The organism is Pseudomonas sp. SWRI50 (genome assembly GCF_014269095.1).
GTDB classification, from domain to species: domain Bacteria; phylum Pseudomonadota; class Gammaproteobacteria; order Pseudomonadales; family Pseudomonadaceae; genus Aquipseudomonas; species Aquipseudomonas kermanshahensis.
Window position 1 is genome coordinate 96,248 of the sequence record NZ_JABWRW010000008.1, and the last position, 14,342, is coordinate 110,589.

The following is a 14,342-nucleotide window of genomic DNA, read 5'->3' on the forward strand; positions in this document are numbered from 1 at the left end:
GTGTGCATGAGAGGGAAGGCGCTAGCACCTTCCTGTCGGTGCAGAGTCGATTGCTGCTGATCACGCTATCTGTTTGAGCGGTACGGGTCACCTGGCATTTTTACTAGTATTCAACGCTGGACCTTGGCGCTAATACTTCCTCACATTCAACGAGCACAAGCGCTCAATGAGGGTGAAATCATGCGGCGCCATAAGAAATTGAAATCAATGGACATACCCCACATCCCTGAACCTTATCTAGACCCCGACACTGAGTCTGTGGATCTCGCGCTGCTGGCCGGTCGCGCCTTGTCAACGTACTTGCCGGCCCCGGCCATGAGCGTTGATGACTTCTTTCATATTCGTTGGTGGGGCCGCACTGCAATCGGTGAGGCGCGGGATATTGTCGACCGTGTTCAAGTTCAAGAACTGGATGACGAAGGGCGCATCAAACTCGACATCCCATACCCCATTCTGAGCGAATTGGACGGTGGCGATGTTTTCTACTCTTATGCGCTTGATGGGCCAGGCGGGGCTGTAGGCGAGGAGTCCAAGCGCCTCGCGTTTCGCGTCAACCGTCCCGTACCCGCTGGGTTGCGGTTGGGGGTGGCTCAGGTACGCCAATCCCATGATTTGAAGATCGCAATCGAAGACTTGGAAGATAAAGATGCAACGGCAGTAACCCCCCCTTATCAGGCCATGACAGCAGGTGACGTTCTGACACTGACGTGGTTGGGGTACTTTGCTGAAGACGATCCGTTTGAGCCGTATGTACGTTCCTATACGTTAAAGCCGGAAGATGTTGGCCGCCCTGTGAGCTGGACCTTGCCCTATGATCAGATCGCCGTGCTTGAAGATGGATTTGCTGATCTGCACTACCGCATTGAGTATGCCAACGGTGGATTTACTGAATCTTCAGTGCAGCGTTTTGATATCCCTTACAGCCGACCGCCTTCTGAGCCGCTGCTAGAGGCACCGCGCGTCAAAGGGCATTCGGGTGGGTCGCTGGATCCAGACGCATTTCCAGATGGCATTGAACTGATCATACCGGCTAACGCCGAATTGAGGATGGGCGATGTACTGATCGTGTACATCGAAGGCGTCGAGCGCGTCGTTTATGCCGCACGTGTTGATCATACCTCGCTGGACAGCCAGTTCATGGCGGTAATCGACCGTGCCTGGGTCAGCAATGTCGAAAACTTCGGTAAGCCCTTCGCAATCAGCTATCAGTACGCCCGCCGACACCTGGACAGGCACTCGCACGCGCTGGGGTTGGTGTTGCGTAAGCCGTTGGTTTTGTCGGCGCCCATCGTCGAAAACTCGATACCTGAAGGTGAAGAAAATCAGGGCGTGGTTTACCCGGCCGATTTACGCAGTGGCGCGACAGTGCGTATTCCCGGTAACGCGGAGATCAGTGGGGGGGAGGTCAAGTTGATTTGGCAGGGCCATGAAACGCTGGAATTCCCCGTTTCGGTTGGCGACCCCCGTTTGTTCAATGTCCCGCCCGGCACGATTCCCGCCAACTTAGGCAAGCGCGTGAGCTTGTACTACACCGTTACGCTACCCGACCAATGGCCACAAGATTCAGACCCGTTCGACCTGCGCATCGCTGATTTGGGGATTGGCAGTTTTCCACCCATACAGAGTATGCAAGTCAGAGGTGGGAAGCTTTCTTTGGCTGAAGTTGCCGAATCTAATACAGATGCGCTGTTCACGTTGAGAAGTTGGCCGTTCATGGCCGAGGGGCAACGGTTGCGCATTGTCGCAGAAGGGGTGTCCCAGACCGCTGCCAGCTGGTCGATGCGCGACTCCGATATTACCAGGGACGAGTATCAAGCCGGGCTCGCTTCGGCGTCTTTACCCCTTACGTTCCTGAGTCAGCTGGAAGTGAATACACATTTTCGGATATCGGCAAATGTCAGCTTCGACGGTGGGCGCAGTTTCAAAAGCTTCCGCCACATCGACATTTTACTCATCGCTTGATACCACACGTGAACCGTGAGAGGTGCAGCATGTCTTCAACTTCCCTTGAAAGTGTATTGCAGTGGTTGCGCGCACACGACCGTTTGTTTGGTTGGGACGCGATTGTGGCCCTTGACCGTGGCAAGCTCAATGCGCTGTTGGCGCAGGAGTATATTCGTCGCTTCAATACTCAAAGTTTTCTTGAGCCGGTCAATGGCGAGCTGAGTGTGAGCAATGAGTCAAAGACACTTATTCATGACTTTCTTCTCGCCCACCCCCGGTTGTCGTTTGAGAATGCTGACCTGTTTGATGCCAAGGCGCGGTTGCGCATGGCTGTTATCGGGGGTAATCAACTGGGGTTGAGGAAGGATGTCAGCCACTGGTATGTGCAGCGCTTGGATTGGATTGGACCGTTGGCGGGGCCGGAGTTGCGCCTGGATCTGCGCTTGGATGATGTCCCCGGCGATGTGTCGGCCGGGGGAGCGATCATGCTCGACCTCAGCAAGAGCGATAACTTCACGCTCACCTTCTCCAATCAGGAAGAGGAGCGAGAGTTAGGAGGTAATTTCTTCAAAGAGTTGTTCCAGCGTCTCCCGGATGAGCAGCGCGTATGGCCGCTTGGCTCCATTGCGTCGGGCAACCGGCCCCTGTTGCGCCCTGAGTCCTTCAAATTGCGAACGCAGGCCAAGCCAGCCAGTGCCTTGGCGCCGGCTGCCGAGGGCTCCCAGGAAGGGGATGGCGCCATGCTTGCGTTCATTCGCATGCACAAGGGCCTAGGCGGTAGCATGCCGGACAGCAACTCTGATTTTCGGTACTTGATCCCGGACAAAGGGACGAAGGACTTTTCGGCCGCTGGAATTTTCAACGCTCGCCGTTTGATCCTGGAGCATCTGCTTGGGCGGTTAACGTCACTGATGATACCGATGATGCCCTCCGGGCTACGTTATCAAATTGATGCAGATTCCAAGGGTGTGCTCACAGGGGCAAGTGAGTTTTGGGGAGTCATTTCATCGCCGATGATAAATACCACTGTGCCTATTTCACTAGGGCCTAGTCATTTGGTAGAAATTGACATGGAAACTTTGAGGGGGCCGGTGTCTGCGTTACCTCTTCGAGTTGAAGTCGATGACGATGGCGCCCGTGTAACGTGGCTAATGAAACTTAATGCCAGCGCCAAAATGTTGTCGTTAAGAGACAACTACAACCTCCACACGGCTGACGATTTCCCAGATCTCAAGGTCGTTAATATTAATAAGGACATCACGTGCCTTATTGCCTATCGTCGTGCCGACCGTCAGGGCGGTGCTTATGAACTGTCCAGTTTTATTTTTGACGGTCTTGAAGAGGCGTCGCCAGGCGGGTTAGAAGCGTCAAACACTCAGTCATTAGGCTTGAGAAAGGGATTAGGCGATTTTCACAAGAACTTCATACGTGCGATTTACCACTACGCTATCCGCAAAGCGGTGGAGGATAAGGTTGTTGGGCTGTTGCGGGAGAAGCTGGCCATGGATTTAAACGTGGACCAGCTCCTTGAGCCCTTGGTCAAGGAAACGCTGCATTTTAACTTTGGTAATGCGTTTGTGGGCGATGAAGTGCATGGTGCTAAAGCCATTGCCGTTTTTGGCAATGTCAGCCCAGATGGCAATAACTTTGCGGTCCATCCAATGGAGCCCGTTCTCCAGCCCGGTGGCACTTTACAGTTCAAGGTCGAGCCGCCGGTTAATAACGTGCGCTGGCAAGTCGATGCCTTGCAGGTGTTTTCAGATGAGGTCGGCAGCATTGACCCCGACGGGACCTATCACGCTCCGTTTGCCCTTGGGTTCAAAGGCGGTTTCACGCAAGTACGCATTACCGCGACGGACCCAATCACAGCCGTGACTCGTTCAGCGTTGGTTACCGTGGTCGATCATGCCATCGCCTTGAGTCCGTTGCTTGAGGTGACCGCGCCGGGTGAGTCGCTGGAACTGACTGCCGGGAACGGTGGAACGGTCGACATTGAGTGGTCGTTCGCTAACGCGAACCCTCATGGTCGGTTGGCTGACCCAGATGCCTCAGGTGCTGCCAACACTTACATCGCAGGTGCGGATTCGCGCACCGACGCATTCAAAGTCGACGTCATCACGGTCCGCAATAAAGGTGTCTACGGCGAGCGCAGCACGTGTGTGGTAACGCGCATGAAGCGGAAAAAGCCCATGCCGGTCACACCCGAAGAGTGGGGAAGTTCAATCGAAACGGACTGGGTTCGGCCAGCCCTTTGGGTCGGCACTGACGAGCAAAAGGATGTCGAGTGGTCCGTAGTGTACGGGCCGGGAACCATCAGCCAGGACCGCTACGAGGTCAAGCGTAACAGCCGTGACCGGTTTGCCGTAGTTGCAGGGCGTGTCCAGAGCCAGGAATGGGGTGATCTCGAAGGCTTCATTATTTTGCCACTCCCTTTGGACGCATCGATCGAAGCCTATGAAGCTCAGTCCTCGGTCACGAGACGCCGCCGCCTGGCCACTAGCACCCAGACCTCCACTGCTTCTACTGAAGCGCCCAAGCCCTGAACGCATTTGAGGTGATCGCCATGCCTGGTAATTCTCTATTGGCCTTGTTGGAGTGGATGAAACGCAATCCACACCTGTCGGACTGGGATTTCATTTTCGCGATGTCGCCCGCTACGGTCGGCTCACTGGTTGAGCAAGCCCAAATCAATCACATCATTCAAGGGCGGGATGTGGGTTGGGAACAGCTCAGTATCAGGGTTCCCAGTAGCAAACAAACGCATGTGCTGAACAACTACCGGCTCACCGCGCCGTCTCTGGACTGGCGTGTGGCCTCCTACGATAACCCCAGGGTAAGTTTCAGTTTGGCGGTGGAAGGCGGCACACACATCATTGAGGATGACTTCTACGATGTGCTGGCCGTCTCTGCGCATGATGCGCTCGACAGTTTGCAGGTGCGAGGGCGCACGCGCTTTGATACCCAGGCACTTCGCCTTGGGTTAGACCTGAAACGGCCTGAAGCTGAAAGCCTTGAGTTCGATGTGGGTGACAGTCTTCAGGAACGTTGGGCAGGTGGCCAGCAGCTTGCAGACTTCCTTCAAACCTTGCCTGAGGACCGTGGCCTTTACGCGCTGGCGGCTGTTTCAGCAACATCCAATAACCCATTCCTCCAGGTGCGGGGTATCGGGGCACGGATCCAAACCAGTCGTGTTGACAAGCAAGGTGCGCTGGTTGTTTTTGCAGCGCTTGAGCACGGCCCCGTGGGCCAGTATCCGAGGGAAGATTCGGACTTACCCTTCCTGCTGCCGGATGCGATGGCGGAGCGTGCGCCGGTCACTCTTTTGCTCTCCCGGCGGCTGTTGCACCGGGCCGCCTATGCCTATGCCTTCGAGGCCATGATCGAAGGCGGCATGATCGACTACCGCCTGACACCGCAGGGTGTGATTGAACGCATGCAAGCCACTGCTGGAAAGCTTCCGGTCTTTGGGCTTGAACACAAGGGCAACCGCTTTGAGTTCAAATCGGAGCGGTTCAGCGTTGAGGCGTGGATAGGCGATACGCCATTGCGCGCCGAGTTCGATGAGGATGAAGTGCAACTGAACTGGCACTCTCAGTGCGACCTTGGCTTCGACTACAAACCCAAGGGCGAAGAGGGCTGGCGGGGGCTTTCTGGAACATTCGAATTTCGCCTGCATCATCGATTCTATTTCTTCCGACCGTCCGAGCAAGAGGCAGATGGCGGCTTGCTCATGGCTCAGGTGGCATGGCCTTGGCCGGAGCACGTTGAGGTCACGCTGCGTAAGGGGCTTGAAGGCAATCTTCCCGAGGCGCTGCGTGAGGAGGTCAATCAGTTCGTCGCATTAGTACTCAAGCAGGCACTGCTTGAAGGGTTGTCGCGCACGCTTACGGCGAGAATCCCCGAGAGGGTGCTCGAGGGCTTCAGCCTGGCCGGAAACAACCGCTTTGCTGGACAGGATGTGGAGCTTCCGCATGGCCTGGCGTTGTTCGGGTCGATCGCTAGCAATGCTCAACGCCTGCGTATTCTTGATCAAGGCATACGACTATCGCCTGGGCAAACTCATACGTTCAGGGTCGAATCGCCCTTTGCTTCGGTTAGCTGGGCGCTGGAAGGGATGCCCGGTAATGCGGGGGACATTGGGCAAATCGACCCTGTATCTGGCCGCTACAGCGCCCCGCCGGCCCATGCGTTGCGCTATCGCCAAGCCCGTGTGCTGGTGGTGGCGACCGATAACCAGACCCGTGCTCGCAGCACCTCGATGCTGACCGTCTTACCACAGGGCATCACTGCCAATCCGCAGATCCGTGTCTGTTCCTTCGACGATCAGCTGACATTCACCGCCGGCGCTCTGGGTGGCGACCCGCAGTGGCGTGTCATTGAGCAGGAAGGAAGCGGGCAAGTGAGTCCCAGTGACGACGGCCGCCGTTGCACCTACACGGCCGGTTGGCAGCTGGATGAGGGGGCCTATCTGCTGGAAAAGATCGAGGTGAAGAACAGTGAAACGGGTGAGCTCACTCATGTTCATGTGCTGGTCATGCAGGAAGAGCCTCTTCTGTATCTAGAGGCAGGAGCACCAAAGCCTGACGGTAGCGTTCAATTGAGCGCGTCCTTCAACGGTACGGACTTCACCAAAAAGGTGATCTGGAAACAGCTGCTCGGTGACGGCTTCCTGGAAGACGCTGGGCTCTACTGGCCACCCGATGACGGCTCCCTTGCATATGCACTGTTTACGGCCATCTTGCCCGATACGCCGTTTGGCGATCTGCAGGGGCACTTGGTACGCCCACTGAATCAGCCGTGCAGGGCGTGTAACGCCGCCATCGGTTAGTGATCATTCAACGCATCGAACCGGATGCATCGTCAAGAGGATTAAACCATGTCCAATTCCATGCTGGAAGTGCTGGCGCGTATGTGGGGAAAGTCTGTCACCCTTGGGTGGGGAGCCGTGGCGGTGTATAGCCGTGAGCGACTCAACCGGTTGCTGCACCAGCAGTATCTAGACCGCTTGGGTGGCCCTCGGGATTTGCCACTGCTGACACTTGAACTGAGCACAGGCGCGCGGGAGGCAACTGGGGGGCAGCCCGAGCTTGTCAGTAGCGCCCCCTCATTGACTTCGGTCAGCGCCAAGCGTGTCAGCGATTCGCGCGTGCACCTCTCGCTAGATATCGATGAGGGGGCTGCAGTTGAGAACGATCGTGCCTCAGCGCCCTCCACTGCAATCAGCCTGACGAATATCGAGCTGGGTACGCCGCTGCTGTCATTCAGCACGGCTTCGGTGACGAATTCCAGGGCCCGCCTGACGATGAGCATCATTGCCGGCACCTGTTCGAGTACCAACAGGGACGACAGTAAGCTGTTCTCGGTATTCAACTTCAGTGAAGCCATGGACTTCAAGGTGGAGATCGATGTAGACCTGGCCATGGTAACTGGCTCGGTGGACCGCCGGGGCAGGGTGACGCTTGACCTTGCCAAGGGCAGTTCGTTTCGGTGCAACCTGTTTGCCGATAACCGCGTTCTCAATGCCCAACTCACTGCCAGCCTTGCCAAGTGGTTCAAAGGGTTGCCGGCACGTTGCAGCCTTTTCGAGCTGGGGATTATCGACCTTGACGGATATGGCCCGCTGACCCCTACCGGGTTTATTTTGCGAACTCAGGCTGCACCGGGTGCGAAGGTCAGAAGTGCAATGAATTATGGTGATGGTGCGGTACTGGTGTTCATTCGCGTGCGCGCAGATGGTCGGGACGGTGCATCACCCGACCAGCACTTTCCGTATTTGCTACCCGATGGTGACTACTCCGCCACGTTGGTGATTTCCGACCACTTGCTGGGGCATGCCAGTGAAATCGATTTGGTATTGCTCAATAGCATACTCTTCCCGGCCTCCCACGAATTCATCGAGCGCGAGCGAGCTACGCCGTGTGATCTCGCGGTGTTTGGCAACATCAATCCACTGCGTACTACCATGACTGTGCAGCCCTCTGGCCGCGTCATTCATGCCGGTGAGCACGTGCAGTTCAAACTGTATGACGGTTCAGGTCGAGAGCAGCAAGCCAGCCGCTGGAGCATCACCGGCTTGACTAATCATACGGCTGCCGCGCAAGGGGAAATCACAGCCAAAGGCCTCTATAGCGCGCCTGATGTGGACCATATTGGCCACGAAAACCTCACGGTGCTGGTCACGGCAGAGTTTGATCAAGGCGGTGAGACGTATATCGCGTCTGCACGTGTGCAAGTCGCTTATGAACGGCTCCAGCTGATGCCACGGGTCGTCAGTTTCGCCCCGAATCAACGAGAAATTCACCTCAGTGCCTGGGAAACGGGTGGGTCAGGAACCATTGATTGGAGATTGCTAGGCGCTGAGCAGGGGGAGCTGGGTGTCACCGACGGGCACTCGGCGGTATTTGTGCCCTTTGCGGATACCACCTTGAGGCCGCTGGCGGTTCAACAGATCCAGGCAAAGGACAGCGAAGAGGGCACGGCTGCCCTGGTCATGGTCAATGCGCAACAACTGCTCGCGCTTGAGCCGCGTTTCGTGCCGCGGTTGCAATCCCAGGCCAGTGTGAAGCTGGCAGAGACCTCGGGCATGTTGTCGACGCTGCCCAAGCGTTGGCGAATTATGGCTGGGAAGGGTGCGATCAACCAAAGCGGGCAATTTACGGCTTCGGACAACACCCAAACCCAAAACAATGTAGTGCTCTGCGAAGTGTTGAAGGACGGTGTGGTTTATGCCACTGATTACAGCGTGGTGCAGCAATCTCAAATGCAGCAAGAACCTACTTGGAAATCGTTAAGGGTTCACAACATCAAGGTCAAAGGCGGTGCGAACCTGGGCACGACAGGGGCGCTCTTCCCTAATGGGTTCCAGCAACTGCAGATCGAGGTGACGGTTGATACGGCAGAAGTGGATGGCAAGCATTACCCTTTGAGCATCAAAGAACTCAACAGTATTCGTATTTTTGAGGGCGCTGCCCGTCAAGAACTGCCTGATCTGGAAGACGCTGAAGGTATAGAGACTGGTAAGCTCCGTTGGGCCACGCGCAAGCTCCGTAATCGCTTCGACCCTGCCATCCCTGGCAATCTGCTTTCGTCGCTGCCGACGACGAGGTCTGCGACGGAGCAAACCTCGACGTTCTATTTGCATACCCTGGGCACGGCAGGTGAGATTCCTACGTTTTATTCAGGGTTGCAGTCTGACAGTAATGAGTGGTTCTACTCCAATAGCACCAGCGATACTAATTCAAAAATTGAGGTGACGGCGAAGCCGCTTCCTGACTTTACGGATGACGATCTCTACTCGTTCAAAGGATACCGCGTAGACGGTGGTGGTAACTATTACGAACTTCCTGACCTTCCCGGGCACGATGATTTCTACCTGTTCCCGCGTACGGTGGATTACTGGAAGTTAAAATATAAGCTGTCGGCGTTTATGACCTGTGAGTTTGTCCCGTCTGGGCTGGAAACCTTGCCGCCTGATGTGGAAGGAAAGTTAAATGTCAGTACGCTCAGCTGGGAGAACAACCACCGCAGCGAACAAGGGGTCAGTTTCACAGGTTGGATATTTTATGCGAAAACGGATAAGGATACTCAACCGCCGACGCATGTAAGGTTTGATGATGCATTGCAAAAGCAGCTCCCATCCTTGATCGATTTGGAAATTCCCGTGGATTTCAAGGAGTTTGAAGTCGAGACCTTGATCATTACCAACCATCGTCGCGATGACGTGAGCTGGATCGATTCCAAAAAGAACGACGCCATCGCAACGCTCTCCAGAGAAATGGCAGTGCGCTTGCGTGACCGAAACGGAAATCTACATCAGCGAAAGATTTCATTCTTGCCAGAATCAATCGTTGGACATCGTAATCATCTGAAACACAGTCGGTTTGTGGGCGTCACTCTCTCGAATCAAGGAGATCGCTAAAATGAGCGCATTCAAATGGAGTGTCGCGTTGTGTACAGTCACTGTTCTGGCGTTCGGATGCGCCTATGCGGAGACTACGCCACAGTCAAGTAACACCGTGAAAATTTCGTTTGCTAATGATAAAGACCAAAACCCGGGTAAGTCGTGCACCAAGGAGTTTAGTTGGAGTACCAAAAAACAAATCCATCTTAAGGATATGGCCTGCGGTAACGACCAAGTCTACTACTTTAAGGTGGAGAATTTCCCCTCTGCAGCACTACTTTGGCTAGCGGACGATCCTGATTGTGGAAGCGGCGGGAACTTCTTCTTTACCGTGAAAGGCACAAAGCACCCGCTGGGCACGGAATGGATGAAAATTGAGAAGCTTGATGAATCTGATGTGGGTGACCAGGTGAAGCCTGGCCTGCGTCTCGAACGGAAAGTCGTAAGAGGGAAAATCGATGGAAAGCTGTCCTGCTTTGGATATGAATACTGAATACGCGTTCTGTCACGCAGGTGTTTCTGGAGATTCGCCGTCATGAGCAATGTCACGTCCGTCCATTCCAATGCCTTTAGTTTCATGAGTTTTACCCGGGGCGGGGTAGACCCCCGTACCGGGCTGTATACCCTGTCAATCGACTTGCCGAGTCTCAAGTCTTATGCCCTGAACGGGCCTGATTTCAACGTCGCGCTTACGTTTAACCCGCTTAATACTGCCGATTCTGGGTTCGGCAGAGGCTGGAACCTTGGGCTGACGCAATATACCCCACACAATCAGGTGCTGGCCTTGAGTTCGGGGGAGTCCTACCGGCTCGAGGACAGTAATCGCGAGGACAAACGCCTGACGGTACCTCAGCAGAAAATCGCCAGTTTCCACGTGTACAAAGAGGGCAATGCCGCGCTGGGGGCGACCACCCGTTTTCGCGTAGAGCATCGCTCGGGGCTCAAGGAAATTCTCGAACTTCAGGGCGGCCGCGTTGCCTTGCCGGTTGGCCTGGTGACGTTGGGCCATAAGCTGAAACTCAAGTATGTCCCCTTTGATAGCGACCACAGGATGCTAGCTTCGGTCAGCGAGGTGGACTATGACGGGACAGAGTATGAATTGCTCACAATCAACCGTAGCAGCGGGCGGGTTGAAATCCGTGAACACTCGCTGGGCGTCGGTTCCATTGCGCGATTTATCCTCACCTTGGAGGGCAGTGACAATCGGGTAGGGAAAATCATCTTGCCAACCGCCAACGCTGCATGTTGGGAGCTTGGTTATCAGTATGATCCCAGCCTGAGCTACCTCTCCGTCAGTTGGGTCAGGACGCCAACGGGGGCGCGGGAGGACCTTGAGTACACCGATGGCGGACACCCCTTCCCGAGCGCCAGTGGCCGGCCAGCCTTGCCACGCGTCAATCGCCATACGAAAACCTTAGGTAAAGCGGACCCAGAGCTGGAAATAGAACACGCCCTGATCGATGTACGTTATGCCTACGACAACAGCGAGCCAGACGGCTGGGGGCGCAATAACTTTCTGGGCGATGATGCGACGCCGTGGGGGGAAGACGACGGGCTCGATAACCTTTATAAACGCCAAGGGCGATTTGTTTACGGAATGCTGGAAACACAGTGGGTCGACGATATACCGGTCAAAGTCACTGAGCGGCGTTTCAACCGCTTTCACCTGTTGACACTAGAAAGCACCCGACAGGGGAATGCGGTGCAGGACACGTTGTACACGTACCCCGTGAATGAAGAAAGACCGTTCGAGCAGCAACCTGCCAACTTTCAGTTGGCCACCGAGGAACAAAAGCGTTGGAGGCTGGTAGACAACTCATGGCCGCCGCGCTCGCAATCGGTAGCGTCTACCTATGACAACTACGGCAATCTGATCTGGCGCAAGCGCGTCAATGAGGTCGAGGAAGCCTATGTCTGGTACCCCGTCGAGGGCGAAGAAAATGCATGCCCGCCTGACCCGGAAGGTTTTGTACGCCACCTGAAGCAGGCCACCCTTGCACCCGCGCCCACAGGATTTGGCAAAGCACCGACCTTGACCCGGCACTACACCTATATCCGTTTACCGGCAGTGTTCGATAGCGAATACGACGAGGACGACCCGGATAATGCGTGGAGGGGTTACGGCAGGCACCAAGTCGACAGTGAAACGCTCAAACAGGATGAACGATTGCTGGAGCAAACCTGCTACACGATTTTCAACGATCCGGACGATGCGTTCTTGCACGGTCGGATACAACGCAATGTGCTCAGTTACCCAGGGGCGGATGGGGCGCTGAGCACAACTAAGTCATATGCCTATAGCTTGGTTGATGGTCGCGATGCCGATGAGCCCGTTGTGCAAACCGAGGAAACCATCACAGGCTACGATGGTGCGGTGAAGATCATTACCTTGCAACACTCGATCATCCACGGCGAACCAGTGCTCAATCGCGATGACAGCGATGTGGAGATTGCTTACACGTACGACGCACTGCGACGTGTCACGTTCGAGACGGTTGGCCCGGGTACACAGTACGAGGCGAGTCGCAAATATGAGTACCACCTGTGTGCCCATGCAAACGACAGGGCTGAGCAGTCGATGTTCGACGTCAAGGGCGTCAAGACCCGTTCAGTCGTGAATGGATTGAACCAGGTCGTCTACGAAGCGCGTAACGACGATGACAGCCGGGTCTTTGCGGGTGCGCCACGGTCTATCTACCGTGCGCGCTACAATGGGCTCGGACAACTGCAGACGCAGACTGAGATCGATTGGCTGGGCGACGCGCTGCTCGAACTCACCAGCACGTTCGAGTACGACGACTGGGGCGAACAGTCCTGTGAAACTGGGCCAGACGGTGTGGCCAATTTTGCAGTGACTGATCCACTGGGGACAACCGAACACAGAGGGCCCATCACCAAGCGCTGGCGTGTCGGTACCGATGGTAGGAGCAGCGGTGTGTCGGAGACGTGGCTCAACCTGTTCGAGGAACCGACACGGCTTGAGCGGTACACCGTGGAAGGTGAGGGTGACGAGCAGATCAAACACCGAGAAAGCCTCAAAGTACTGAGGTACGACGGGCTCGGCCGCTTGCACGAAGAGCGTGATGGAGAGGGTGACGCTACGCGCATCAATGAGTACGGCTACGATGCGTTCGATCGCATCCTTGAACATACCTTGCCGGGCGGGGCGATCGTTTACCGCACCTACGCAGGCCACAGTCGCGATGACCTGCCCGTCAGTATCAAAGTGGGCACCGTGTTGCTGGGCACGCAGGCGTTCGATGGCTTGGGCCGACGCACCCGCGCGACTACAGGCTATCGCGAGCAGACATTCAGGTATAAGGACGGCGAACTTCAACCGCGCTGGGTGACGATGCCCAGTGGGGAGGAGGTGACGTATGAGTACTCGCCGGTTTTGAATGAAGAGCCTACAAAGCGGGTGCTGGGCGGTATTGCAGCGAACTATGAGTACGATCGCCAGAACGCGCGCCTGTTAAAGTGCGATGTGCCGGATCAATCGGTCACCCGTGAGTATTTCACCCACGGCGAAGTCAAGTCCGAAGTGCGTGTCGTGGAGGGGGACAAGTACACGATGCGTTATGATTACAGCTACCGCAGCAGGATGCTCAGCTATACCGATGTGCTCGGACAAACCCAGCAGTACGACTACGACGAAGCCGGGCGGCTCCAACAGACTCGTTTGCAGGGGGCTTTACCGACGAAACACCGCCGCGCAAGTGTTGTTGGCCCGTTATTGCTTCAGGCTGATTTCACGTATGACGAGTTTGGGCGCACGCAGACGTTCACCACAACAGATATCCTTACCGGCAATCAATTGACGACGAGCCTGGAGTACGACGCCTTCGACAGGGAGGTCACGCGTACTTTCAACTTTGGCGATGGCAACGTGCAGCGATTGACCCAATGGTACGATGCGTTCGACGGTATCGTTGAGCGGCACCTGGAAGACGTGACTGCAGGCGTACTGTTGCGCCAGGAAGGGTATGTCTACGATACGCGAGGCCGCCTGGTCAGATACAGCTGTACGGCGGCCGATAACAGCTCACCGGAAAATCCAGACGACCATTATTGGCCTCAGGACCCGTATGGCAACAAGATCAAGGCGCAGGTGTTTACGTTCAGTGATATCGATAACATCACGCTGGTGCTCAGCACGTTCGTTGTCGGTTCAAACCGGGCACGGTATTACTTTGGCGACCCCGCAAAGAGGGAGGATCCTGCGCAGTTGCTGAGAATTACCAACACCCACGCGAGTTACGACAAAGACATTGCTCTGAGGTATGACCTTAACGGCAATTTGACCACTGATGAGGTGGGGCGCACGCTGCGTTACGACGCGCTCAACCGCTTGTTGGAGGTTCGACCGCGTGCGGGGAGTGCCAATGAGCCTGGCGTCGGCGCTTCCTATCATTACGATGCAGAAAACATTCTAAGCGGTACGTCACCGCTTTGAGCGATTGCATTAATGGGTTGCAATCATGCCGGCTGGCGGTGTTCG

At 55.7% G+C, this 14,342-nt stretch carries 6 protein-coding genes; all 6 read left to right on the forward strand.

The genetic code is table 11. The features are described from left to right. Positions 1-180: 180 nt before the first annotated feature. The 6 genes from HU750_RS11345 to HU750_RS11370 are packed head-to-tail and all read left to right on the forward strand — an operon-like array spanning position 181 to position 14,297. Complete coding sequence (locus tag HU750_RS11345; RefSeq protein ID WP_186679561.1) at positions 181-1,962, forward strand: hypothetical protein; 1,782 nt, start codon at positions 181-183, stop codon at positions 1,960-1,962. A 29-nt stretch (positions 1,963-1,991) separates the two neighbouring features. Beyond that, positions 1,992-4,487 (forward strand): hypothetical protein, encoded by a 2,496-nt coding sequence (locus HU750_RS11350; RefSeq protein ID WP_186679563.1) that lies wholly within the window; start codon positions 1,992-1,994, stop codon positions 4,485-4,487. 20 nt (positions 4,488-4,507) lie between these two features. Beyond that, on the forward strand, positions 4,508-6,772 hold the full coding sequence (locus HU750_RS11355; protein ID WP_186679566.1) for a hypothetical protein: 2,265 nt from the start codon (positions 4,508-4,510) through the stop codon (positions 6,770-6,772). Positions 6,773-6,820: 48 nt separating this feature from the next. Beyond that, positions 6,821-9,862 (forward strand): hypothetical protein, encoded by a 3,042-nt coding sequence (locus tag HU750_RS11360; RefSeq protein ID WP_186679570.1) that lies wholly within the window; start codon positions 6,821-6,823, stop codon positions 9,860-9,862. Position 9,863: 1 nt separating this feature from the next. After that, positions 9,864-10,337, forward strand: coding sequence for a hypothetical protein (locus tag HU750_RS11365; RefSeq protein WP_186679572.1), 474 nt, complete (start codon positions 9,864-9,866; stop codon positions 10,335-10,337). 42 nt (positions 10,338-10,379) lie between these two features. Next, positions 10,380-14,297, forward strand: coding sequence for an RHS repeat domain-containing protein (locus HU750_RS11370; protein WP_186679574.1), 3,918 nt, complete (start codon positions 10,380-10,382; stop codon positions 14,295-14,297). The last annotated feature ends 45 nt before the right edge of the window (positions 14,298-14,342 follow it).